The following is a 23,678-nucleotide window of genomic DNA, read 5'->3' as shown; positions in this document are numbered from 1 at the left end:
TTTGGCTCTGCACTCACACCCTTTTCCAAACAAAAAACGGCATCCGAAGATACCGTTTTCTATTGCAAGAAAAGACGCTTGCCTATTGGCAAGAAAGCGCGGTTAGAGCCGCCAATGACGCACGTTTTTCGCCCGCCATCATGGCGTCATCATCATTCACGTATTGGCTTACTCCTTCTTTCACATCTTGCTGGTAGCGTACGACATTATTCAGCACAGAAGCCACGTGCAAACCACGTAAACGACCCACTGTAAACAACGCCGAGGTTTCCATATCGGCTCCCAAGATGCCTTTTTTGTTCCAGTATTGGCACAAAGTTTCTTCATCATCGGTATAGAAGCTGTCGTGAGAACGCACTACGCCCATATGGTAGGGAACAGTTTGCATTTGCAAATAGCCATCCAACCCTTTGAGCAAGCTAAAGCTCGCATAAGCAGGGTAAGCCGCGTCAATGTAGGCTTTTGACCCCCCTTCATCGCGCACAGCCCCTTCCGCTACGATCAACTCACCCAGTGCGATATTCGGTTGCATCGCACCTGCAGAACCAACACGAATGATGTATTTCGCGCCGCATTGCTTGAGCTCTTCAACGGCAATAATCATTGAAGGTGCACCAATGCCCGTGCTGCAAACGGTGATGGCTTTACCTTGAAACTCACCGTTGAAAAGGCGGTATTCACGGTTCTCTGCTATCAGTTCGGCGTTTTCTAGTAACGCTGCAATTCGGTTCGCGCGATCCGGCTCGCCACACACGATCACTCGTTCTGCGACTTGCGTTTCATCAACACACAGATGAGGCTGTTTACTCATGCGACTGCCTCATCGGCCGATTTTTCTGACTTCTGTTGCGTCGATGCTTGGTTACGCTTCGCTGTACGTGCCCATTCACGCGTACCATTCGCAGCAATAAACATTAGGATCGCGTACTGCAGTGACATCGCATACACCCCTTGCATGGCGTAGATGCCGACACTAATGATGTTGATCACCACCCAAAGCACCCAGTTTTCAACATATTTTCTGGTCATGAGGATTTGCGCCACAATGGACAATACCGTCATCGTCGAATCCCAAAATGGGAAAGCGTCAGGCTCCAATACTGGCTCAGCAAGCCCAGCGCCGAACACATTCATGGTGTCCACTGCGATATTTGCCAATGCGAAGAAAAATGGATCGATGTACACGGTCAATAACGCAATCGCACACACGCAGAGGCCCGCCGTGATCACCATTTTCTTTTGGCTCAGCCAGCGCACTTCCAGCAAATCCCCTTCGGCATTCGGTCTTGTCCATGCATACCAGCCATAAACGTTAGCACAAAAGAAAAACAGCTGTAGCAAAAGCAATCCATATAATTGAATTTGGAAGAAGATCACCGCAAATAGCGTCACGTTAATCAAACCAAATAGATAGTTGATGGTTTTTTCCTGGCTGGCAAACCAAATGCAAAGCAAACCAAAAATGGTCCCAATGGCTTCAATCCAGCTCATCGCATAGCCATCACCAATCGGAATATTCACAAGCGTATTATTGATATCAAATAGGGAGAACAGCTCCATATTAGGTCCTTTTTATCGAGTGTTATTGGATAGAAAGATGGTATATCCCGCAACAAGCAAAAAGGGAGGACATTTGTCCCCCCTAACTGGTGTGCGATCATAATTTGAATCAATCGTTCTTTCTATGATTAATTCGGTTCTCTCTAATAGGTCATGCAGCAAAGAACTGTGTTCAGTTGATTTTGCTCCAGCTCGAGACTTTGGTGTTGATAAAGCCACATTCGATCAACGCCCGCTCAATGGTCCCCTTTTGTCTAAGGATCGCGATGCCTTGATTGAGCGCTTGAGCCAGTTTTTCGCTTTCAGGGAATTGTCGGGAGAGAATGAAATGGCGCGAACCAGTTAAGCCAATTTTCACTTTCGGAATAGGGTAAAGCTGAAAACCTCGGGTGGTAAACGAAAGATCATCAGACACCTGAAATGGTGCCAGCAGGAAATCGACTCGGTGGCGGCCCACCATATCAACCATATTGCCCCAATCGGCCACATTGAGTAAGTTACTCAGCGGCAAAGCTTTTAAAGTGTTCCAATCGCTCACCCATTGTGAACTACTGACGGCAGAGAGCTGATCAATATGAATGGGCTGCTGCTCGTTGAGCAAGTCCTCGCGGGTGCTAACGGTATACAGGCCCGCTTCAAACTCCCCTTGGCGAATCACCGCATCACTGACCCATAAACGATCGCCATCCCCACCCACTGCGGAATCCCAAATGGTGTTCGCTGCCATGGCATAATCGGGCAGCATCGACATACGGCGAATACGTTCAGCCACCGGGGCGGTATGAAACTCTAATATGACCGGCACCCCACCCAACATAAACGCTTGTTGAAGCAACACAATTTCTACCGTACTGCGCCGGGCTTTGGGGCCAGTAAAATCGTCGATCGTAAGCGGGTCACGATCATTGACGAAAGCTAGGTAATCTTTCAGCACCTTCTCTTCAACCACGACGGGCAGAACAAGTGCAAAACTCTGGCTAGAAAACAATAATAAAATCAGCAACAACCGCATCATTTTGCTCTACTCTTTCAATTGAGAAAAACCAGCCACTTAATTCTAAATTTATGATTAATGCTATTAAGCGTAGCACGCCCTACTAATCTAAAGGAGATTCGCCTAGATGACTGTCAAGTTGAAGCAAACTGCGGCCCAGTTTGCATTCCATTGCTTGCTTGAAGTGTTTGCTGCAAACCGGCTTGGAATACGCTACTTAATTTTACCTTCAACTCACCACCGCGTTTGCGTTGTGGTGCAGCCGAGTTCGGCACATTCGCTGAACTCGGTACGTTGGCTAAAGCGCAGTGTTAGCTGAGAAGGATTGGCATATGTGTTTTTGCGATGTAGAAAATCATCACAAATAAAATACACGTCACCGAGGTAAACACCATGCGCAGTTGGCGATTGAGCTGAGGTGTAAACGCCAACAGCGCAAACCCCACATAAGCCACCAGCAATAGCAATTTTTCTGTTAGCCAGGTATCGGCAAAGGGATACTGGCTGATCGTTAGGCACAGGGCGATAGCGGAGATCAACATCACCAAAGTAATGACTTTATGCACCTTCAAGGGCCATTCTTTCATAAGCCAAGTCGACGCTTTGAAGCCCCAATAGGCTCTCAGGGCAAAGCTGAAAAAACTTAATACGATCAATCCAATATGCGCTTTAAGCAGAAGTAAATACATCATCATCCCTAATTGATTTCATTTTCAAACGGATGTTTAAAGTAATTGCTCTTTTCAAGCCGCGTCTTGATGTAAATCAAATGATACCAAAATGTTTAATTTGTAAAACAAAAGGCATTTACAGCTCACCTTTCAATCAACTTCGCAGGCTGCCATCGTCTGTTTCTCGGTATCGCCATGATCCCCACTTCCAAACTCGACGAGAGCGTTGCCATCAGGGTTCTAAGATAAAATAAAGAATAAAATACTGAGTCAAGAAGTTTAAATATAAGTTAAAAATCAAGTTAGATATTTTTCATCAAAAATAAACAAATAAAGATAAATAAAATCTGCTTATTGGGTCATCAATATAAATAATTTAATTTGTAATGGCCCTATAGATATAGTTCGCGCGGACTTTATTTATGGATATTATAATGACATTACAACAAAATAAGCGATCCATCCTCGCTCTAGCCATTATTTTAGGCTTGAGTGGTTGTGGTGGCGACTCTGGTGGTAGTTCCTCTTCTCCAACCGTACAACCTGATAAGCCCGATACGCCAACGACCAATCCGGATGATCGTTTTACCAAATCCGGCCAATGCGCAGCAACTCAGCTTATCGCTGACACATCAAGCTTTGCATCTCAAATCGCGAATGCCGATTACGATTGCATGAGTTCATGGTTTAGCGCCAGTCAAATCGAAGCTGATGCCTTATTCTCTGAGAAAAACTTAACACTGGTTAATGAGGCGTTATTAGAGACCGTTAATCAATATCAAGGCGAAGAAAAAACTGCCAAACATATTTACTATTTGGCAGAGTTCATCAAAGCTGCCTATAAAAACCGTCACGATACGTATGCGAGAAAATTAGCTCCATTTAGTACAGAGTTAAGCCAGAATATCGCAACAACATCAGCTACCTTCCTACGTAATACCCATGCACTTGAAATGGGCGACGAACAGATGAAAGCATTGGGATCGATGTTGATCATCGTCGACAGTGTGCGTCAGTTGCATGTTGCAGCAAACGATGTTTTTGCTCTACTTAACCAATTTGAGCAGCGTTTGACGGAAAACTACTACTACCGCAAAGCCATCAATAACATTTTCGTTGCGATGGCAGGCCACTCACAGAGTGATGGTTTTTATCAACTCTTAGCCAATGATCACCGTTATATCGATACCTTGTCGACTTTTGTTAGCCAAAACCAATGGGCGCTAGGCACCGACAGCGAGTTTCTCATTGGCAATGCTGCGAGAGAGTTGGCGCGCTTAATCAAAACCGATGATGACAAGCTAAAAGAGAAAATGACGCAAACTTTGGCGGCGCTGCTTCAACAATTTCCTCTTGGCGGGCAATCGGATCGCGTCTGGGTCGGCATTGCGGAGATGGTCAACGCTTATGCCCCAGAGCGCGCAGCGGAACTTGGTCTGCAAGATGCCAAAGAGCGCCTTCGCCAACGTATCATGACCTTTAGCCACGATTGCCAAGGCCCAGCACAAATTCTGGCGCAAACTATGACACTCGCCCAAGCAGAACAAGTGTGTCGTACGCTGAATGACAAAGAAGTCGATTTCCACACCGTCGCAAAAACCAATCAACAACCCGTCCCCGACGACAATAGCGATAAAGTCGATGTCATCGTTTTCAAAACGAAAGACGACTACAGCACCTACTCTTCGTTTTTATTTGGCAACACCACCAACAACGGTGGCCAGTTTCTCGAACGCGATCCCTCCCAAGCCAACAACGTTCCCCGATTCGTTGCCTATCAAAACGGCTGGGATGACGATTTTTCGATTCTGAATCTCGAACATGAATACGTGCATTACTTAGATGGCCGCTTCAACCAGTATGGGGACTTCCATACAACGATGCGTGAAGGCCACATTGTTTGGTGGCTCGAAGGCTTCGCCGAATACATGTACTACAAAGAAGGCTATCACGCTGCATTGGTGTTGGGTAAAGAGAAAACCCACACCCTACCAGAGGTGTTTGCCACCAGTTACAACGATGGAGTGAACCGCATTTATCGTTGGGGTTATTTGGGCGTACGCTTCTTATTCGAAAAGCACCCTGAAGCTGTGGAACAATTGCTTCAGCATTCTCGTCTTGGTGAATACAAACAGTGGGTCGACTACCTTGATCAAATTGGCCCGATTTACGCCAACGAGTTTTCGCTGTGGTTAGACGACGTCACTAAAGATATTGATGACACCGTGACGCCGCCAAGCAAAGAAGAAAAACCGCAAGAATTGGCTATCAATACACCATTTTCCGTCAGTGGCGCGCAATTTGCTGAGAAGCTTTTCTTTGTCGATGTTGCCGCCAACACACGCGAACTTACGTTGACGATCCAAGGTAGCGGCGATGCCGATCTTTATGCCTGCTTTGATAAAGAGTGCCATTACCATGACTATCAATGGACAAACTTTGCCCAAGGCAGCAACGAAAGTATCCAGATTGAAAAAGAATCCGATGGCTATGTGAAAGCCGGACGTTACTATCTGAGCATCAGCGGGCGTGAAGCGTTCGATGTGCGCGTCACCGCGCAAGCGCAGTAAGTGATCCGAACCGCCAACGCCTCACTGAGGCTGGCGGTTCATTCTCCCCGGCTCTCTCTCCGACTGTTTCTCTCTCTTTTCTATCGCTTGCTTGAGCTCATCAATCATCCGCTTGATATTGCTCTGAGTCTCAGGATGATAAAGCGCATAAACACCTGCAGGAATGCGTTGTTTTAATGGAATAAAACGAACTTGAGGCCAAGATAAATTGGCATAACTCTGCGGCACAATCGACACGGCCTGACGCGCCGAAATCACCGCCAAAAGCGTATTCGGTTCCACCACTTCTTGCACGATGTTAGGCCGATAGCCAGCCTTGGCGCAGTACTCAACAATTAGACGCATGGACGAAGAATTCTCTTGCTTTAGCATCACAAAATCGGCCGATTTTAAGTCACTTAGCGTTAACTGCCCTCGTTGCGCTAATGGGTGCTCATTGGGTAATGCCACCACCATGAATTCTTGGTAGAGACACTCACTCATGAGTGGCGCCACATCACGGGTATCGGCAAAACGCACCAGTCCCAGATCAATTTGGTGCATCAACAACTGGCGGACCTGCTTCTCAGGAGAGATCTCAAGTAAGTTCAGCGTGGCATGCGGCATAAGCTGTTGCAGTGCATGAAAGGCGGGGCCAAAACCCGCCCAGAAGATCGAACTCATCAATCCGATATCGAGTTGCTGCTTCTCTTCGCGCGCGCACTGCTTTACCCGATGAACCGAGCGCTCAAACTGCGTAAACAAAGTGATGCATTCTGCCTGCAACTGCTCGCCTGCCTTAGTCAGTTGTACATTCCGCGTGTTTCTCTCAAACAGCGCCGTGCCCAACACCTCTTCCAACTCTTTGATTTGTGCACTTAAAGGAGACTTGGTGATATTGAGCTGCTCCGCCGCCCGACTAAACTGCCCCAACTGCGCCACTTTATCAAAGTAACGCAACATTTTAAGCGTGATCCTTTCTTCCACTTACCCACCTCACTTTGTGCCATTATTCAGCACAATCATGCCATTTTAAGCGATTTTTGCCATGCAACATTTGCGCTAAAGTGTTCATCAGATAACAAGAAAGAGGAAACACTATGACATTTGATCCAGTCAACAAAGCGCTTGAAACCATTTACAGCTACAAACCCAATTACCAACCTAAAGTCGCGTTTATTCTCGGCTCTGGCCTTGGCGTGATTGCTGATGAACTCGATGACAAAATTGTTATACCGTATCAAGAACTGGAGGGTTTTCCGGTTAGCACGGTTGAGGGGCACAGTGGCGAGTTGGTTCTGGGCAAACTGTTCGGTATCGATGTCATCTGCATGAAAGGCCGAGGCCATTACTACGAACATCAAACCATGAAAGTGATGACCAACCCTGTGCGCACCTTTAAGCGCTTAGGTTGTGAGTTTCTTCTGGTCACCAATGCCGCGGGTTCACTGCGTCCCGAACGCATCGATGTGGGCTCCTTGGTGGTCTTTAGCGATCACATCAACACCATGCCAGAATCCCCGATGACGGGCCCCAACGACGACGCCTACGGGCCAAGATTTTTCAGCCTTGCCAATGCCTACGATAAATCGCTGCGCAGCGAAGCACTGACCGTCGCCGAGGCCGAAGGCATTCATCTCAATCAAGGGGTCTTTGTCTCATACACTGGACCAAACTTTGAAACCGCCGCGGAAATTCGCATGATGCAAATCATCGGTGGTGATGTGGTGGGCATGTCGGTGGTTCCTGAGGTCATTTCAGCCGCTCACTGCGGCCTACCCGTATTGGCCTTGTGCGCCATCACCAACATGGCAGAAGGGCTCAGCGACGTTACTCTCTCTCACGCTCAAACCCTCGCCTGCGCAAAACTGGCCGAAGCGGATTTCATTAAACTGATTAAAGCGTTTATTAAGAGCCATTTTTCACTCTAGTTCGCTATAAGCGGATAAAACAATCTCAGATCCCCAGAACCGTAACCCGTTCTGGGGATGCAGAGAAAGCTCGCAACAGACCATTTTCTCCTATCTCAATCGTTGCTAGTTATAAGCCCGCGCTAACATTCCGTCACCCTGATATTGGTAGACTTTAGAGTCATTGGTGATGAAGACTGACTCCCCAGCTTTGAGTGTGATACTCGTTTCTGCTACCGTCACCGCCACACAACCTTCAACACAAAAAACGATCTCCGCACCTCGCACAAACTGCTGTTGAGTGTCTTGATTCGAGTACAAAATATCAAAACCAAAATCATCGACAGAAATCGGATAGCTGAGTTTATTCTCCTTGTGGATGGGGGCGAGTTTTATCTGCTCTGGTGGCGTAATATGGAACGAGGTATTTTCCACTAATTCTGCAACATCGATGTGCTTTGGCGTTAACCCAGCTCTCAGAACATTGTCCGAGTTTGCCATGATCTCTAGCGCCGTCCCTTGGACATAAGCATGGGGCGTTTCCGCTTGCAGGAACATCGCTTCGCCTGGTTCTAACTCAACAGTATTGAGGAATAGCGGTGACAGCAAACCAATATCGTTGGGGTAATGTACCTTAAAATCCGCGACATAGCTGAGCACTTCTCTTTCTAATGCGCTTTTGGGGCCTCGTGCCAATGCGAGGTCCAGTTCCAACAACGCTTGGTGCTGACGTTCCTCACAAAGTGACATAATCGAACTGAAGAAGGTGCGCAGGCCATTTGGGTTTGGTTGGGCTTCAAGGGCGTCCAGCTCTTTCTCTAGGCTGCAGATCGCCAAATGGCGAAACAACGAGAGCGTCTGTTCTATCGGGCGAAATCCGTTCATCGCTCGATAGAACGTTAATGCATAAACCAGTTCTGGCTTGTGGTTGGCATCTTTGTAATTACGATGAGGCGCATTTAACGCGATCCCCAGTTCATTTTCGCGCGCAAATCCCACTTCCGCTTTTCGCTTACTCGGATGCACCTGAATAGAAAGGGGGGAGTCAGCAGCAAGCACTTTGAATAAATACGGCAGCTCACCAAATCTCATCACTGTGTAGTCACCAAACATATTTTTTCTATCTTTGGCAATGACATCCGACAGCAACTCCCCCGTCGCGGCAACTCGTGAACAGCCATTCGGATGCGCACCCATCCAGATTTCAGCTTGTGGCTGAGCATGGGTGTTTTCAATACCAAACAGTTTTGAAATCGACTCTTTGCTTCCCCACGCATAATTTTGAATCACATTATCCAGCTTTAGCAGTGACATCTTAGATACCTCAAACGTCAGACTCGCGTAACAACTTAATCGCACCGATCAACGACTTCACTCCCAACTCGACTTTCGAGCGAGGACAGCCTAGGTTGAGCCTCAAATAGCCCTTCCCCACCTCGCCATACACGTCCCCAGACATAATGGCGACGTTAAAGTGGTCAATCAGCTCTCGATTCAACTTCACCATATCGAGATTGAGTGGAGAGAGGTCGATCCAAGCAAGATAGGTGGCCTCAGGGATGACGTAGTGAACCTCTGGAAAGGCCTGTTCGAGAGAGTCTCGGACAAACTGATGATTGGCTCGGACATAATCCTTCAATGCGTCAAGCCACACCTCACCTTCACGGTAAGCCGCCATCGTCGCTAACACGCCAAGTATGGAAGGAGAAGAAAGCCCATCCACCGCTTTCAGTTTGTGTAAATACTGCTCACGAGTTGATTGTTCGGAAATCAGCGCGTAAGCCCCGTTTAGCGCGGGAATATTAAAAGACTTCGAGGCGGAAGTGACCACCGCCCACGGCTGCCGCCCAAAGCCAACATAAGGGGTATGACATTGGAAGCTAACGTCCATGTGGATCTCATCAGAAATCACCTTAACATCATGTTTGTCACAGAGATCGGCTATGCGTTGGAGTTCTTGTTGGCTCCAAACTCGTCCTGTTGGATTGTGAGGGCTGCACAGTAAAAGCACCCTATTATTTGCATCAGCTAACTTGCTTTCCAAATCTTGCCAATCAATCTCAAAGCGATTTCGTTGCTTGATGAGAGGAGTGCGTACACACTGTCTCGCTTGCCCCTCAATCATGTTGTCAAATGCATCGTAAGCTGGGGTGTGAAACACCACGCCTTGACCAGGGGTCGTCCACAACTCTATCAACTTGGAGATAATGTAGATAACCGAAGGGCCATAAACCAGTTGCTCTTGGTCAATCGAACAATCAAATCGAGTCTGATACCAATGGCTGATCGCCGATTTAAAATCATCGTGATTCCAACGGCTATAGCCCAATACGGGATGTTCCAATCGTTGTTTCAACGCTTTCAAAACCACAGCTGGCGCTGCAAAATCCATATCTGAAATGGTAAAGGGCAGCAAGCCAGACTTACCAAATCTGTCTTGAACATAATCCCATTGCGTACAGTAGGTACCTGTGCGTTCAATCGGCGTATCAAAGTCAACATTCTGATTCATATGAAAAGTCCGAAGTTAGAGCCCCTCAGCACCCGGGGGTAAAGGCGGTGCCAAGGGGGAGCATCAAGAAAGGTGAGAATTAACTCGCAGACATGATGGCTTGCATCTCATTTTTCACTAGGTGAACTTGTGTGCCAATCACCACTTGTAAGTTGTGTTCATCAAGCTTCACGACACCCAATGCGCCATTCGCTTTCAACTTCGCATCATCGACCAAGCTCATGTCTTTCACTGACATGCGTAAACGAGTAATACAGTTGTCTAACGCGGTGATGTTTTCTTTTCCACCTAACGCCGCCAATACTGCCGCACCTTTACCAGATTCATTGATGAATGCGGCTTCTAGCTCTTTGTCTACTTCCGCAGTATCCACTTCACGACCAGGTGTTTTAAGGTTGAACCTTGTGATCGCAAACTTAAATACTGAGTAGTAAACCACAAACCAAATCCCCGCCACGACAGGCACCAAGTACCATTTCGTCGCTGTACCTTGCAAAATACCAAAGACGAGGAAGTCAATAAGGTTGCCATCGGTGTTTCCTATGGTGACATCCAACATACCCATCACCATAAAGCCTACGCCCGTCAAAACGGCATGCACGAGGTAAAGTGCTGGCGCAACAAACAGGAATAAGAATTCTAGCGGTTCGGTGATCCCACCCACCACACAAGCCACCACACCAGAAATGAGCAGCGCTTTGATTTTTGAGCGGTTTTCTGGACGAGCACAGTGATACATTGCAAGTGCCGCGCCCGGAAGGCCACCTAAGAAGGTCGGCATTTTTCCTTGAGACAAGAACGCCGTCACTTCTGGTGTGAAGTTGGTCACTTCAGGGCAAGAAAGCTCAGAATAGAAAATGTTCAACGCTCCGGACACGGTTTGTCCACACACTTCCATTGTGCCGCCTGCTTCCGTGAAACGGATCAGTGCAACGAGAATATGGTGCAAACCAATGGGCAGCAGCAAACGCTCACCAGTACCAAACAGCATTGGGCCAAAATCACCCGCACCTTCAATCACATGACCGATGCCATTGATACCTGCAGCGAAGTAAGGCCAAACGAAAGGAATAAAAACACCCACCACACCCAATACGATAGCAGAGATAATGGGAACAAAGCGCGCACCACCAAAGAAGGCAAGTGCATCTGGCATTTTGAAGGTGTAAAAGCGTTGATGCAGCTTGGCAACAATGACACCAACGATCACTGCGCCAAGAATACCGGTATCAATAGATTCAATACCAATGATGCTTTTTACGCCATACGCCGCGCGCTCAGCTTGGCTATCCAGCACACCAGCCACAGTGAGAAAGAAGTTAATCGCCAAATTAAAGGCTGCGTAGCCAACAAAACCGGCAAAACCAGCCACACCTTTTTCTTCACGAGCCAAGCCGAGCGGAATAGCGACAGCAAACATCACTGGCAAATAGATGAAAGCGACCAGACCAATTTTGGTCATCCACATAAAGAGGTATTGCAACAAGGTGTTGTCTAAAAGGGGGATCGCTTCTTTGATCGCTGCGCTAGAAAATGAGCTGCCGACACCAAGCAGAATACCTGAAAAGGCGAGCAGCGCGACAGGTAACATGAAGGTCTTGCCGAGGCTTTGCAAGAATTCCCACATTGTTGATTTGGTTGAATTAGACATAGTACGTCTCCGGGATTTGAGAACTTGTAGGGTTCATGCACATCACTTGCGTTGTGCATAACGTGTTTTTGTTATGCGCTCAATATACGCCGCTAAAAAAGTTGATAAAACGTTTTACCAACATATCTGTGATCAAGTTAAACAAGTTTTTCCATGTTCGGCGTAGGGCTTTTAAAATACGGCTAATGAGGTTAAAGTTTGGTGATAAAACGTTTTTCTAATCCATAAAGTGAATCTATGTCGTTAAAAAAAGTGACCATTACAGAAGTCGCTAAACACGCTGATGTCTCTGTTACCACGGTTTCGATGGTACTCGGGAATAAAGGGCGAATTTCACCTGATACCATCGAAAGGGTGAATGCGGCGGTAGAAGAACTGGGTTATATCCGCAATCGCGCGGCGGCAAACCTTAGATCTCATACCAGCGAAATCATCGGACTGATCTTAAAAGACATCAGTGATCCTTACTATGCTGAAGTCGCTGCAGGACTCAGCGAAGAGATAGAGCAGCAAGGCTACATGCTGTTCCTCGCTCAAAGTGGCGATAGCCAAGAGAAGTTTGAGAAATGTGTACTCACCATGGCGCGCCAAGGTGTGGGTGGTATTGCTTTTTGCCCAATAGGCGAGAGTCAGCAATTTAATGTCGAGAATCTGAAACAGCATAGCCTTCCGATGGTTTGTATCTCACGAGCATCGGTTGACAAACAAATCGACTACGTTGGGCCGGACAACATGTATGCAGCCAAACTGGCAACCGAGCACCTTATCAAGAATGGACACCGTCGAATCGCTTATGTGGGTGGAACGATCAGCTCATTATGTCGCGCTGAGCGCATCGGTGGCTACTGTTCAACACTGATGCAGTTTGGCCTCCCTTTTAAGCCAGAGTGGGTTGTTGAGTGCGGCAAAAGCCAAGCAGCTGCTGCGCAAGCGGTTCAGCAATTACTCATTGAGCATCCTCATGTCACTGCCATTCTATGCCATCACTCTTCAACCGCATTAGGGGCAGTCTACGGAATTCATCGAGCCGGGCGATCCATTGGAAAAGATCAATTCATTGGCGAACAAGTTTCTGTCATCGGCTTTGACGACGTCGAGGAAGCCGAACTCACAGAACCTTCTCTGACTTTCATTAACTCCAATGCTCGCGAAATGGGTAGGCAAGCCGCCAAAAGGCTGATTAATCAGTTAAAACAAGAAGACAGTGAACCATACAGTTTGATTCTGCCACCCAAGCTGATCGTTCGAGAATCCGCGTAATAATTCAGAGTTTGAAGACAAAAACACCAGCCATGTTCGTGGCTGGTGTTTTGTATCCTTATCTTGATCATTTTACTGCATCAAATGATGCACCTTGAGGGTGTTGACCATAGCCTCTGTGTCTTCACCGAGAAACTCAATGGTCACGGCTTGGTTTGCCAGTAAAGTGATGCTGGAATCACTGAATCGCCCCTCGGTATCGCATTCTAAATGGACATAAAAGGCCGGTTTGTCTGCGATCAAGGTGATGTGATTACCTTCAATCGTCACCTCAATGTCTGCTTTGGCCATAGGCAAGCTCTTGAGTTCGTGAGTGGAGAACCATGTGTTATTGAGTGGAGACAAGGTCGTAATGGTATCGCCATTCACACTGGCTTCAACGTAAAAGAATCCGTGTTTGAGGTGCGCTAAATCCAGCTCATGTTGCCACACCACTTGATTGCTATCTGCGCCCGCACTTTGCGTAAAACACCAGCTTTGCTCTACCTCACCTTGCCAATTGATCCAACTGACCCGTCCGCTCACTTCACAGGCTTGGCGGGTGTCGTTAAGCAAATGCAAGTTCAACGCTGCGCCGCGCGCTTCATTCTGCGACGTTTGGGGCTGAGAGAAGATCAGATGCACTGGCGCGAAGAAGCGTTTCGCTTGATAGTGAAGCTGTTTCCAGCGGCCACTGTATTCCAGACTCGACCACGAGCTCACTGGCCAGTTGTCGTTGAGTTGCCAGTAAAGAATGCCTCGACAAACTGGCGAGATGGCGCGCCAATGTTCGCTGGCGGTTTTTATTGCCATCGACTGCTGCACTTGGCTGAGATAGAGCATCTGTTCAAAACTCGTTGGGAAACGGAAGTAACGCGTGAACATCTCGGTGATGATGCTATTGCCTCTTGGGTTCTTTTGGTGCACTTCAAAAGTAGGCGAGGTGATGTTCCAATCCTCCTCTGGTACAAAGCTTTTGACTTCCGCCAAAGAAGGCCAAGACTGAAAACCAAATTCCGAGCAAAAACGGGGGTTAACGCTTTGATAAGCCGTAAACGGTTTGCCGGAATGCCACACATCCCAAAAGTGCATGTCGCCTTTGTTGTCGTCGTGCCACGCGTCACCAAAATCGAGTTCACCGTTACAGGGGGAGCTTGGCCAGAACGCTCGGCTGCTATCAATACTGGCAATGGTTTTTTCAATATGGCGATTGAGGCGATCGTAATTGACCGTGTATTTCACTTTGTTTTGTCGCGATTCGTCGTACCAACCAATCGCGCCAATGACTTCGTTATCACCGCACCAAAGCGCAACACTCGGATGCTCTCGTAACCTTGGGATTTGATACGCCAGTTCTTGGGAGACCTCGGCCAAGAAGGTGTCGTGACTGGGGTAAAGTGAGCACGCAAACATCATGTCTTGCCACACCAGCAAACCAAGCTCATCACAAAAACGGTAGAAAACGTCGCTTTCGTATTGCCCACCGCCCCACACGCGAATCATGTTCATATTGGCATCCACCGCACTTTGTAAGCGCTGGCGATAGCGCGCCGGTGTTTCTCGAGATGGCATCGCATCGACGGGGATCCAGTTCGCCCCTTTGGCAAAAATCGGCACGCCATTGACGACAAACTCCATTGCTGAACCAATATCGTCTTGTTGTGTATTCAGCGACAGTTGACGTAGGCCAATCCGTCGGCAGAGATGCTGTTCCTCACAACGCACAGAAGCGGTATAAAGTGGCTGTTCGCCATAGCCATTTGGCCACCATAATTGCGGTTTTTCGATCTCAAACTCGCACACAACAACGCCCGTTTTACTCACTTCTACTACCCGCTCTTGCTCTGCTAAACGGAACTGAAGTGACGTCGGCAACGTCGTTTCGATCTCGGCACTCAGCAACACCTTGACACTGCCATCGTCATGCCATTGCTGCTCAGTAGTGAATGATTTCAGCCAAGTGTGATTGACCACTTGCAGCTCTATGTCGTCGTAAATGCCAGACACCATCAAGCAGATACCCCAATCCCAGCCCGAGTGGCATTGGGTTTTGCGGATTAAGTTCATGTGCGGCAGTTGATTGTTGCCCATCGCAGAAGGAATCACAAAAGGCAGTGCTTTGGCACGCTGATTCGCCTCTTCGTCTACTCGGCGAAATTCTGCGCGCACTTGGTTTTCCCCTCGCTGCAAAAAGGGGCGAATATCGACTTGATGACGCGCAAACATGTTGCTGCATTCAAGCACTTTGTGTTCGTTAATAAACAGCGTCATCAAGGTATCAACACGCGTGAGGCTCATCCATATGGCTTGGGCCTGAAGGAGAGATTCATCAAGCCAAAGCGAGCGTTCAATGTGCCAATCAACCTCGGAAATCCATTGCGCTTGTTTTTCGTTTTCGCCCCAATAAGGGTCATCGATGATGCCCGCTTGCAAAAGTGCGGAGACGTTATCACCAGGAATGGGCATGGGCACGCAAATGTCAGGGCGCTGAGGAGAAGTGAGTCGCCACTCACCATTTAAGTTTATTTCGGCAGAATGTAAGCAATGGGAAGCAGATGTAGAATGCGAGGGCATAAGAAAACCTATTGTGTTGTTATCGGCTTTGCTCAGTTTAGCGGCGCATATCCCTGATTTTTTCATGGCATTGTTAACGACTGATAAATTGCGGCGCACTTCAAGAAATTAAAAAGGCTCACACTGGGTGAGCCATTAAGTATTGGGAGTTGCGAGTTAGCCGTGGCTTACTCCACCAGCGCAGTGTGCAGTTTCTCAATGCGTACCGCCGCCACTTTGAACTCTGGGATCTTCGCATGAGGATCGGTCGCCGTGGTGGTGAGTCGATTCACTGGCGACTCAACAAAGTGGAACGGGATGAACACCACGCCCGCTTGCATACGCTTAGTGACAAACGCCGCGATTTCAATTTCACCGCGACGGGTTGAGACTTTCAGCATGTCGCCATTGCCAATGCCGAGCGCCTCGGCATCTTGCACGCTGATCATCGCTCGTGGCCCCGCAAGATTGTTCAAACCCTGCGTTTTGCGCGTCATGGTACCGGTGTGGAACTGCTCAAGAACACGCCCTGTGGTCAGCACCAGTGGGTACTCTTCATCAGGCAGTTCTGCGGCATAGCGAAACGGGATCGCCTCCATCTGGCCTTTACCACGGGTAAACTGCGTTTGGTGCATGATGCGCGTACCAGCAGGGTTGTTTTTGTTGCTCGGCCACTGCACGCCCTCTGGCGTGATATTTTCCCATTTTAGCCCTGCGTATTGCGGCGTCACGCGAGTAATTTCGTTGGTGATGTCTGCCACCGAACGATAATGCCAATCGCTGCCCATCGCATTGGCGATCTCTTGAATGATTCGCCAATCTTCTTTTGCTTCACCAGGCGGATTCACCGCAGGAGAAATGCGCTGAACGCGGCGCTCCGTATTGGTAAAGTGACCCGATTTTTCAGCAAACGAGCAAGAAGGCAACACCACATCGGCGTATTGTGCGGTTTCCGTGAGGAAGATGTCTTGCACCACCAAGAAATCCAGCGCCTCCAATCCTTCAATCACATGCGCCTGATTAGGGTCGCTCAATACTGGGTTTTCGCCCATCACATAAAGCGCTCTTACATCACGGCGACACGCCCCATCGATGATTTCGGTTAAGGTCAATCCTGGCTCCGCAGAGAGATGAGGCGCATCCCATTCAATGACAAATTTCTCGCGCACCAATGGGTTATACACTTTTTGATAGCCCGGGTAGTTGTTCGGCAACGCGCCCATATCACACGCGCCCTGCACGTTAGACTGCCCGCGCAATGGGTTGATGCCCCCACCCTCGATACCAATGTTGCCACACAGCAATTGAAGATTGGCGATAGAGCGAACGTTGTCATGCCCCGTGGTGTGCTGGGTGATGCCCATTGAGTAGTAGACGGCGGTGCGCTTCGCGGTACCGATCATCCGAGCCATGGCAAAAATATCGTCGGCTTTTACGCCCGTCACCAGTTCGACTTTGTCGAGAGAATAGGCCGGCGACATCACCTCTTGCAGCATGGTATCAAAGCCATCGACACGTTCTTCGATGTACTCCATATCGTACCAGCCGTTTTTGATGATTTGCTGCATCACGCCATTAATCAACATCACATCCGTGCCGGGGCGATGCGCCAAATAGAGCTCTGCGTGGTCCGCCATGCCGATGCGTTTGGGGTCCGCCACGATCAAACGCGCGCCATGATGACGAACCGCTTGTTTGATATGAGACGCAATCACCGGATGCGCCGCCGAGGTGTCCGAACCAATGATGAAGATGACATCCGAGTGCTTAATGCTTGGAATGTCGTTGGTCATCGCGCCACTGCCCAGCGACGCTTCCAACCCCGTAACGGTCGATGCGTGACAAAGCCTTGCGCAGTGATCGACGTTGTTGGTACCCAGTTCACGACGCATGAATTTCTGGAAGGCGTAGTTATCTTCATTGGTGGTTTTCGCCGATGAGAATCCCGCCAATGCGCGGCCACCGAAATCTTGCTTGATGGTGCTGAACTTATCCGCAATTAAGCGGATGGCTTCTTGCCAGCTGGCCGGCTGCAACCAACCATCTTTACGGATCAGCGGCGTAGTGAGTCGCTCTTCACTGGCGACAAAATCGAAACCATAGCGCCCTTTGACACACAACATGCCTTCGTTGACTGGTGAATGCGCCCCTTCGACATAGCGAATTTGGTTAGCTGCTTCGTCAACATGCATGGTCAACTTACAACCGACCCCACAATAGGTACATATGGTGTCCACTTTCTTCAAGAGCGTTTCTCTGCCTTGCGAGCGATCGCGTCCATCACTCATCGCCCCCACAGGGCACGCTTGCACACAGGCACCACATTGCACGCAGCGTGAGTCGCCCATCATCACTCCCTGACCACCGAAGTTCGGACGGCAATCCGGACGCACCACAGGGCGGCCTTTTTCAAGGTTCATGAAACTCAATACACCTTGCACCGACTGTTCACGGCAAGCTTGAATGCACTGACCGCAACTAATGCAGCGGTTAGCATCAAATACAATAAACTCAGAGCTGTGGTCGATCGGGTATTTATGACGTGGGTCGTTTTGACGCAATGCTTGCCACTCATCATGGCTTTTGATGTTCACCGAATAGTGGAAGTGTTGTTCCGCGCCATACTCAGTGGCGTAATCGCGCAGGTCACACGACGTGTTGACTTGGCAACCACATTCTAAACAGCGTGCCGCTTCCGCCATCGCTTCGGCGTTATCAAAACCCAACTCGACTTCTTCAAAGCTTTGCTCGCGCTGCTGAGAGGTCAGCTCAGGCATGATGGTACGCGCCACTTTTTGCAGGTGAGAAAAATGAAGCGGGTCGACCTGTTTCAACTTCTGCTCTTTACGAGAATTGAAGGGCTTAAGGGGAATATTTTCCATGTCGCCATCGAAGAAACGATCAATGGCCTGCGCAGCGATGCGCCCATCCGCCACCGCTTCAACGGCGGTGGCTGGGCCACGGCGAAAATCGCCAATACTGAAGATATTGCCAGTGCCACTGTGCATGGTTTCTGGATTTGCATCAGCGGTATTCCAACGAGTCAGAGGTAGCGTTAACGCTTCCCCTTGCATAAAGCTCAAATCGGCTTGCTGAGAAACCGCAGCGATCACGGTATCAAAGGCTTCGGTGAAATACTCGCCCGTCGCTTCAGGTCGACGGCGGCCAGAAGCATCGGGCGCACCCAGCGCCATTTTTTCCAGCTTCACCGAGCACACTCGCCCATGTTCGTCGGCGATGTTCTCTGCAGGATTGGTCAGGAAGTGAAACTTGACGCCTTCATGCTCTGCTTCTTCGATTTCGTAATCTTCTGCGGGCATTTCATCGCGAGTGCGACGATAGATCAACGTGGTATCCGCCCCCGTTCTCACTGCCGTCCGTGCGCAGTCGATCGCCGTGTTACCACCCCCGATCACCGCCACTTTTTTTCCTGTGATAAAACGCTGCTCGGTGACGAAATCTTTCAGATAATCCACACCTAAATAACAACCATCAAGATCGCTACCCGGGTAATCCATCGCCACCGCTTTTGAAGCGCCTACCGCCAAACACACCGCATCATAGTCTTGGCTTAACTGCGACAAACTGATGTCTCGACCCAGTTTTTTGTCGGTATGAATCGCCATACCGTTGCGACACATCAACTCGATCTCTTTATCGAGAATGCTCTTAGGTAGACGATACTCGGGAATGCCATAACGCAGCCAACCACCCGCTTGTGGCATCGCTTCAAACACATCCACCTGGTAGCCTTGATTGGTGAGGTAATAGCCTGCAGTTAAACCACCTGGGCCACTGCCCACAATCGCAACACGTTTGTTTTTGTCCGCTTTTTTCTCGGGCGTGTAGGCTTCTTGCGCAGCAAGGTCGGCGTCCGCGGCGTGGCGTTTCAGTTGGCGGATGGCAATCGCATCATCCACCAGCGAGCGGCGGCATTCGGATTCACAAAACGCAGGACAAACACGGCCAATCGACAAAGGCATCGGCAGCGTACGTTTGATCACTTCAATCGCTTTTTGATGGTCGTTTTGCGCAATGTGGTAAAGATAGGATTGAATGTCCACGCCCGCAGGGCACGCGGTTTTGCACGGCGCTTCGCAGTCGGCATAGTGGTCACTCATGATGCGGTTGAGCGCTTGTTTACGATGCGCAGACAACGCTTCGGATTGCGTTTTTACCGTTAGGCCGTTGTAGACTTCAAGCTCACAAGCTCGGCGAGGGCCGCCACTTTCAACCTCAACAACACACAAATCGCATGGAATCTTCTCACCGGAACGATTCATGCCACACAGAGACGGAATCTCAACCCCACACACTTTGGCGGCTTGCAGAACGGTTTGCCCCGCCTCAACGATACGGTATTTACCGTCTATGACAATTTGGATCATACGTTACCCCTTAGGCCGGGATGTTTCACCGGACTTTGGCAGCAAAAAAGCAACGTCGTTACTTTAAACGAGGCCACTTTCCAGCCTCGTTGAGCTACTTCAATTGTTATCATTTTTAACCCTAGTAAATTTAGGGGAATCTCCGTGTGACATCATACTCAATATCCATAACTTTCCTAGGGAAATGTCATGCAGAATGTGAAGCGGATATAAGCAAAAAGGCGCCGCACAGCAGAGCCTTTACTCTAATTTATTCGAATGATAGACGAGGGAAATAGCAGAAGAATTGAGCATTAGTTGAGCGGTTGTTCACTTTCCTTGAAGCGCTGATCGGCCAAACCAAACTCACCGAGCACATAAACAACACTCCCAATCACGGCCAGCGTTTCATTCGGCTCGCGTGGCGGTGCATCGGCAGTAGGGACAGTGCTGCGCATCCCTTTTTCCAAACAAGCGTCGCTAAAACATTCCGGCGGAATGGGCGCCTCTTCAAGTAACTTGGACTCGGTTAATTGATGTAGAAAAATCTCTGACTCTTGCGCCCATACTGGCAAAGAAACAGCGCATAACACCGCAAATAGAGACTTCATATTCAACACCCTCAACTTATTGATGCAAGGAATGATAGCAGTTCAATTTAATTTTGCACGGCGTTTTTTATTTTTAGTGACCTCAACCAAACACTCAGAGGCGAGAGCCGTTTCTCCCGACGCACAATAACTCGCGCAATAACTGGCAAAAGCGCCTGACATAAACCTGCAATAGAAATGAAGTAATCTCATCACACCATGCTTGCTCCTCTCTCTGCGACAGTCGAGCCAGCCAACACCAACCCAAGAGATGTGATATGTCTTCACCCCTATATGTATTTGACCTTGATGAAACCTTAATTCAAGGCGATTGTGCGATGATCTGGAATGCGTTTCTAGTGGATAAAGACATTGCCACATCTGCGGATTTTATCGCCGAAGACCGACGCCTTATGGCGTTGTATGCACAGGGAAAAATGGACATGGAAGATTACCTGCGCTTCTCCATCGCTCCCCTTGCAAACCTGACCACCAGTGAGGTTGAGCAGTTAGTCAAAGAGTGCGTTGAAACGCGCATTATGGATAAGCTTTTCCCGCAAGCGAGCACGCTCATCAACCACTTGGCTAATGAGGGAATAGATATGCTGATCATCTCTGCCAGTGTCAGTTTTTTAGTGGCAGAAGTGGGGCGATGTATCGGGATCCGACAAACTTTGGGCATCAATATGCGCGAAGTTCATGGCCGCTATAGCGCAGAAATTGAGGGCGTGCCGAGCTACCGCCAGGGTAAAGTCACTCGGTTACAACAGTGGCAAGAAACTCAGCCAAAGCACTACAGCGAGATTCACTTCTATACTGACTCCATCAACGATTTACCCTTGTGCGAGTACGCCGATTTCGCCTATTTGGTGAATCCCTGTCCGCAACTTAAGCAACATGCCCATCGCCCAAACTGGACGGTACTGCATTGGGGTTAGTTTGTTCGTCCTCCTTTTTACTCACGAGTGTGATAGCTTGGTTGTGGTCACTGACTATCGCGCTATTTTTCAAGCGAAAATGACAAACAATATATAAAATCCACTTCAATTACGCTCAATTCCGATCATCTTTTACAGAATGACTTCCATCACACTTAATTACGTGTGGTACAAAAGTATAGTGAGTGAATTATTTTTGCTATTTCGGTAAAACTCTACATCCATTAATTTTAGCTCATCAGTTAAATACTTTATGAGCAAATAAATGATCACCGAACTCACCAACGTCAATTTAATTAAAGGCAACCTTCAAGCAAATAATAAAAATGAAGTCTTTGCTGAGCTAGCAAAAATGCTATTTGAAAATAATCGAATCAGCAGCAAAGAGGCGTTTTTAACCGACATTGAAGCACGCGAAGCATTAAGCATTACGTCAATGGACGGCATCGCTTACCCACACGCAAAAAGCAAAGCGGTTATCGAGCCTGCCATCGCTGTTGGCGTAAAGCGCGAAGGCATCGAGTATGGCGACGAAGAGGGCGTCAAACCGACCGTATTCTTCATGATTGCCTCACCCGATAACGGTGCCGACCACCATATTTATGTTCTTCAAGAATTATTCGGAAAATTTAGCGAAGAGTTTATTGAAGATATCCATAACGCAAAAGACGAACTTCAAATTCTTAATATTTTAATTCAATCATAAGGCGTGAAATTATGAGTACCCTAACCGCTCAAGCTACTAATAATAGTAGCGATTTCAAAAAAATTCTCAGTACCATGAAAGGTCACCTTTTATTCGGTACTTCTCACATGCTGCCATTTATCGTTGCGGGTGGTGTACTACTGGCGCTGGCGGTAATGGCATCAGGTAAAGGTGCGGTTCCTGCGGACGGTTTATTGGCTGATATTTCTAATATCGGTATTAAAGGTCTGGTGCTGTTCCCAATTATTCTTGGTGGCTTCATCGGTTATTCCATTGCAGACAAACCAGCACTCGCTCCAGCAATGATCTCTTCTGGCATCATGGCTGACATGGGCGGTGGTTTCCTTGGTTGTATCGTAGCGGGCTTCATCGCAGGTGGTGTGGTATTCCAACTTAAGAAGATCCCTCTTTCTGCTAACATGACTGCGTTGGGCGCTTACTTTATCTACCCTCTTATCGGCACGCTTATCTCTGCAGGTATCGTTCTATGGGGTATCGGTGAGCCAATCAAGATCTTCATGGCATCTATGAACGAGTTCCTAGCTTCTATGGCGGGCGCTTCTAAAGTGGTTCTAGGTACGATTCTTGGTGGTATGACGGCATTCGATATGGGCGGCCCTATCAACAAAGTCGCAACGCTATTCGCTCAAACTCAAGTGGACACTCAACCATGGTTAATGGGTGGTGTGGGCATCGCAATCTGTACGCCTCCTCTAGGTATGGCGCTAGCCACATTCCTATTCAAGAAGAAGTTCACTAAGCAAGAGCAAGAAGCAGGTAAAGCGGCAGCAATCATGGGCTCTATCGGTATCTCTGAAGGTGCTATCCCATTCGCAGCAAACGACCCAATGCGCGTTCTTCCTTCAATCGTTGCTGGTGGTATCGTTGGTTGTGTGTTCGGCTTCCTAACAGACGTACTACTACACGCACCATGGGGCGGTTTAATCACAGCGCCTGTATCAAGCAACATCCCAATGTACGTTGTAGGTATCGCACTAGGCTCGCTAACAACCGCTCTTATCGTTGGCTTCTGGAAACCAGTTGCTGAAGAAGAAGCAGAAGACGAAATCGCAGAAGCAGCACCAACGCAAGCTCAAGCGGCTCCAGCAGCAGGCGAAGGCGAGTACGACATCGTCGCCGTCACCTGTTGCCCATCTGGCGTAGCACACACATTCATGGCAGCGAAAGCACTAGAGAAAGCCGGTGCAGCAGCGGGAATCAAGATCAAAGTAGAAACTCAAGGTCAAAACGGTATCCAGAACCGCATCACTGATCTAGATGTCGCAAACGCAAAACTGGTGATTCTTGCTCACGATATCCAAGTGAAAGACGCTCACCGCTTTGCAAACGCGAAAGTCATCGAATGTTCAACCAAGGAGGCGATGAAAAAAGCCGCCGAACTTATCCAAGCTTAAACCTTAAGCTCCTCCCCCAGAGC

17 protein-coding genes are annotated in these 23,678 nt (G+C 48.5%); 6 read left to right on the top strand and 11 right to left on the bottom strand.

What is annotated here, in order from left to right; translation table 11 throughout:
• Positions 1-82 precede the first annotated feature (82 nt).
• The 4 genes from CIK04_RS12640 to CIK04_RS12620 form a co-directional block, all read right to left on the bottom strand.
• Complete coding sequence (locus CIK04_RS12640; protein WP_017421838.1) at positions 83-811, bottom strand: nucleoside phosphorylase; 729 nt, start codon at positions 809-811, stop codon at positions 83-85.
• The gene (pnuC, locus tag CIK04_RS12635) at positions 808-1,560 is read right to left on the bottom strand and encodes a nicotinamide riboside transporter PnuC (RefSeq protein WP_011082253.1); all 753 of its coding nucleotides are present in this window, start codon (positions 1,558-1,560) and stop codon (positions 808-810) included. Before pnuC ends, CIK04_RS12640 begins: the two co-directional genes overlap by 4 nt.
• 172 nt (positions 1,561-1,732) lie before the next feature.
• On the bottom strand, positions 1,733-2,575 hold the full coding sequence (locus CIK04_RS12630) for a hypothetical protein (RefSeq protein WP_097352523.1): 843 nt from the start codon (positions 2,573-2,575) through the stop codon (positions 1,733-1,735).
• A gap of 290 nt (positions 2,576-2,865) precedes the next feature.
• Entirely contained in the window at positions 2,866-3,243 is a 378-nt protein-coding gene (locus CIK04_RS12620; RefSeq protein WP_232708644.1) for a SirB2 family protein, read from the bottom strand.
• Between the two features lie 404 nt (positions 3,244-3,647).
• Between CIK04_RS12620 and CIK04_RS12615 the strand changes: the two genes are divergently transcribed.
• Entirely contained in the window at positions 3,648-5,795 is a 2,148-nt protein-coding gene (locus tag CIK04_RS12615) for a M9 family metallopeptidase (protein ID WP_097352520.1), read from the top strand.
• A gap of 21 nt (positions 5,796-5,816) precedes the next feature.
• On the opposite strand, the gene CIK04_RS12610 is transcribed toward CIK04_RS12615, so the two are convergent.
• Positions 5,817-6,761, bottom strand: coding sequence for a LysR family transcriptional regulator (locus CIK04_RS12610; protein ID WP_097352519.1), 945 nt, complete (start codon positions 6,759-6,761; stop codon positions 5,817-5,819).
• A gap of 113 nt (positions 6,762-6,874) precedes the next feature.
• On the opposite strand from CIK04_RS12610, the gene xapA reads away from it, so the two are divergent.
• On the top strand, positions 6,875-7,705 hold the full coding sequence (gene xapA, locus CIK04_RS12605) for a xanthosine phosphorylase (protein ID WP_097352518.1): 831 nt from the start codon (positions 6,875-6,877) through the stop codon (positions 7,703-7,705).
• A gap of 105 nt (positions 7,706-7,810) precedes the next feature.
• Here the strand turns inward: xapA and manA are convergent, their stop codons facing one another.
• From manA to malX, 3 genes are all read right to left on the bottom strand, one after another.
• Positions 7,811-8,998: a mannose-6-phosphate isomerase, class I gene (gene manA, locus CIK04_RS12600; protein ID WP_097352517.1), complete on the bottom strand. Its 1,188-nt coding sequence runs from the start codon at positions 8,996-8,998 to the stop codon at positions 7,811-7,813.
• 10 nt (positions 8,999-9,008) lie between these two features.
• Positions 9,009-10,196, bottom strand: coding sequence for a MalY/PatB family protein (locus CIK04_RS12595; RefSeq protein ID WP_097352516.1), 1,188 nt, complete (start codon positions 10,194-10,196; stop codon positions 9,009-9,011).
• 79 nt (positions 10,197-10,275) lie between these two features.
• Complete coding sequence (gene malX, locus CIK04_RS12590; RefSeq protein ID WP_080527020.1) at positions 10,276-11,847, bottom strand: maltose/glucose-specific PTS transporter subunit IIBC; 1,572 nt, start codon at positions 11,845-11,847, stop codon at positions 10,276-10,278.
• A 237-nt stretch (positions 11,848-12,084) separates the two neighbouring features.
• Between malX and malI the strand changes: the two genes are divergently transcribed.
• Positions 12,085-13,107, top strand: coding sequence for a Mal regulon transcriptional regulator MalI (gene malI / locus CIK04_RS12585; RefSeq protein ID WP_080541242.1), 1,023 nt, complete (start codon positions 12,085-12,087; stop codon positions 13,105-13,107).
• Between the two features lie 72 nt (positions 13,108-13,179).
• Here the strand turns inward: malI and CIK04_RS12580 are convergent, their stop codons facing one another.
• The 3 genes from CIK04_RS12580 to CIK04_RS12570 all read right to left on the bottom strand — a co-directional run bounded on the left by CIK04_RS12580 (position 13,180) and on the right by CIK04_RS12570 (position 20,617).
• Positions 13,180-15,660 carry a glycoside hydrolase family 2 protein gene (locus tag CIK04_RS12580; RefSeq protein WP_176463332.1) on the bottom strand — a complete coding sequence of 827 codons (2,481 nt, stop codon included), beginning with the start codon at positions 15,658-15,660 and terminating at the stop codon, positions 13,180-13,182.
• Positions 15,661-15,827: 167 nt separating this feature from the next.
• The gene (gene fdhF, locus CIK04_RS12575; RefSeq protein WP_097352514.1) at positions 15,828-20,027 is read right to left on the bottom strand and encodes a formate dehydrogenase subunit alpha; all 4,200 of its coding nucleotides are present in this window, start codon (positions 20,025-20,027) and stop codon (positions 15,828-15,830) included.
• 293 nt (positions 20,028-20,320) lie between these two features.
• Entirely contained in the window at positions 20,321-20,617 is a 297-nt protein-coding gene (locus CIK04_RS12570; RefSeq protein ID WP_017421824.1) for a hypothetical protein, read from the bottom strand.
• Positions 20,618-20,874: 257 nt separating this feature from the next.
• Between CIK04_RS12570 and CIK04_RS12565 the strand changes: the two genes are divergently transcribed.
• From CIK04_RS12565 to CIK04_RS12555, 3 genes are all read left to right on the top strand, one after another.
• Positions 20,875-21,534, top strand: coding sequence for an HAD family phosphatase (locus CIK04_RS12565; protein WP_097352513.1), 660 nt, complete (start codon positions 20,875-20,877; stop codon positions 21,532-21,534).
• 265 nt (positions 21,535-21,799) lie between these two features.
• On the top strand, positions 21,800-22,240 hold the full coding sequence (locus CIK04_RS12560) for a PTS sugar transporter subunit IIA (protein WP_039548029.1): 441 nt from the start codon (positions 21,800-21,802) through the stop codon (positions 22,238-22,240).
• 11 nt (positions 22,241-22,251) lie between these two features.
• Positions 22,252-23,655 (top strand): fructose-specific PTS transporter subunit EIIC, encoded by a 1,404-nt coding sequence (locus tag CIK04_RS12555; protein WP_045628635.1) that lies wholly within the window; start codon positions 22,252-22,254, stop codon positions 23,653-23,655.
• The last annotated feature ends 23 nt before the right edge of the window (positions 23,656-23,678 follow it).

It is taken from the genome of Vibrio sp. 03_296 (assembly GCF_002265885.1).
This window is presented reverse-complemented; position numbering and strand designations above follow the sequence as displayed.

Excerpts from the sequence above, each read along its gene's own strand:
- CIK04_RS12640 (WP_017421838.1), bottom strand. The coding sequence starts at position 811 with ATGAGTAAACAGCCTCATCTGTGTGTTGATGAAACGCAAGTCGCAGAA.
- pnuC (WP_011082253.1), bottom strand. The coding sequence starts at position 1,560 with ATGGAGCTGTTCTCCCTATTTGATATCAATAATACGCTTGTGAATATT.
- CIK04_RS12630 (WP_097352523.1), bottom strand. The coding sequence starts at position 2,575 with ATGATGCGGTTGTTGCTGATTTTATTATTGTTTTCTAGCCAGAGTTTT.
- CIK04_RS12620 (WP_232708644.1), bottom strand. The coding sequence starts at position 3,243 with ATGTATTTACTTCTGCTTAAAGCGCATATTGGATTGATCGTATTAAGT.
- CIK04_RS12615 (WP_097352520.1), top strand. The coding sequence starts at position 3,648 with ATGGATATTATAATGACATTACAACAAAATAAGCGATCCATCCTCGCT.
- xapA (WP_097352518.1), top strand. The coding sequence starts at position 6,875 with ATGACATTTGATCCAGTCAACAAAGCGCTTGAAACCATTTACAGCTAC.
- manA (WP_097352517.1), bottom strand. The coding sequence starts at position 8,998 with ATGTCACTGCTAAAGCTGGATAATGTGATTCAAAATTATGCGTGGGGA.
- CIK04_RS12595 (WP_097352516.1), bottom strand. The coding sequence starts at position 10,196 with ATGAATCAGAATGTTGACTTTGATACGCCGATTGAACGCACAGGTACC.
- malX (WP_080527020.1), bottom strand. The coding sequence starts at position 11,847 with ATGTCTAATTCAACCAAATCAACAATGTGGGAATTCTTGCAAAGCCTC.
- malI (WP_080541242.1), top strand. The coding sequence starts at position 12,085 with ATGTCGTTAAAAAAAGTGACCATTACAGAAGTCGCTAAACACGCTGAT.
- CIK04_RS12580 (WP_176463332.1), bottom strand. The coding sequence starts at position 15,660 with ATGCCCTCGCATTCTACATCTGCTTCCCATTGCTTACATTCTGCCGAA.
- fdhF (WP_097352514.1), bottom strand. The coding sequence starts at position 20,027 with ATGATCCAAATTGTCATAGACGGTAAATACCGTATCGTTGAGGCGGGG.
- CIK04_RS12570 (WP_017421824.1), bottom strand. The coding sequence starts at position 20,617 with ATGAAGTCTCTATTTGCGGTGTTATGCGCTGTTTCTTTGCCAGTATGG.
- CIK04_RS12565 (WP_097352513.1), top strand. The coding sequence starts at position 20,875 with ATGTCTTCACCCCTATATGTATTTGACCTTGATGAAACCTTAATTCAA.
- CIK04_RS12560 (WP_039548029.1), top strand. The coding sequence starts at position 21,800 with ATGATCACCGAACTCACCAACGTCAATTTAATTAAAGGCAACCTTCAA.
- CIK04_RS12555 (WP_045628635.1), top strand. The coding sequence starts at position 22,252 with ATGAGTACCCTAACCGCTCAAGCTACTAATAATAGTAGCGATTTCAAA.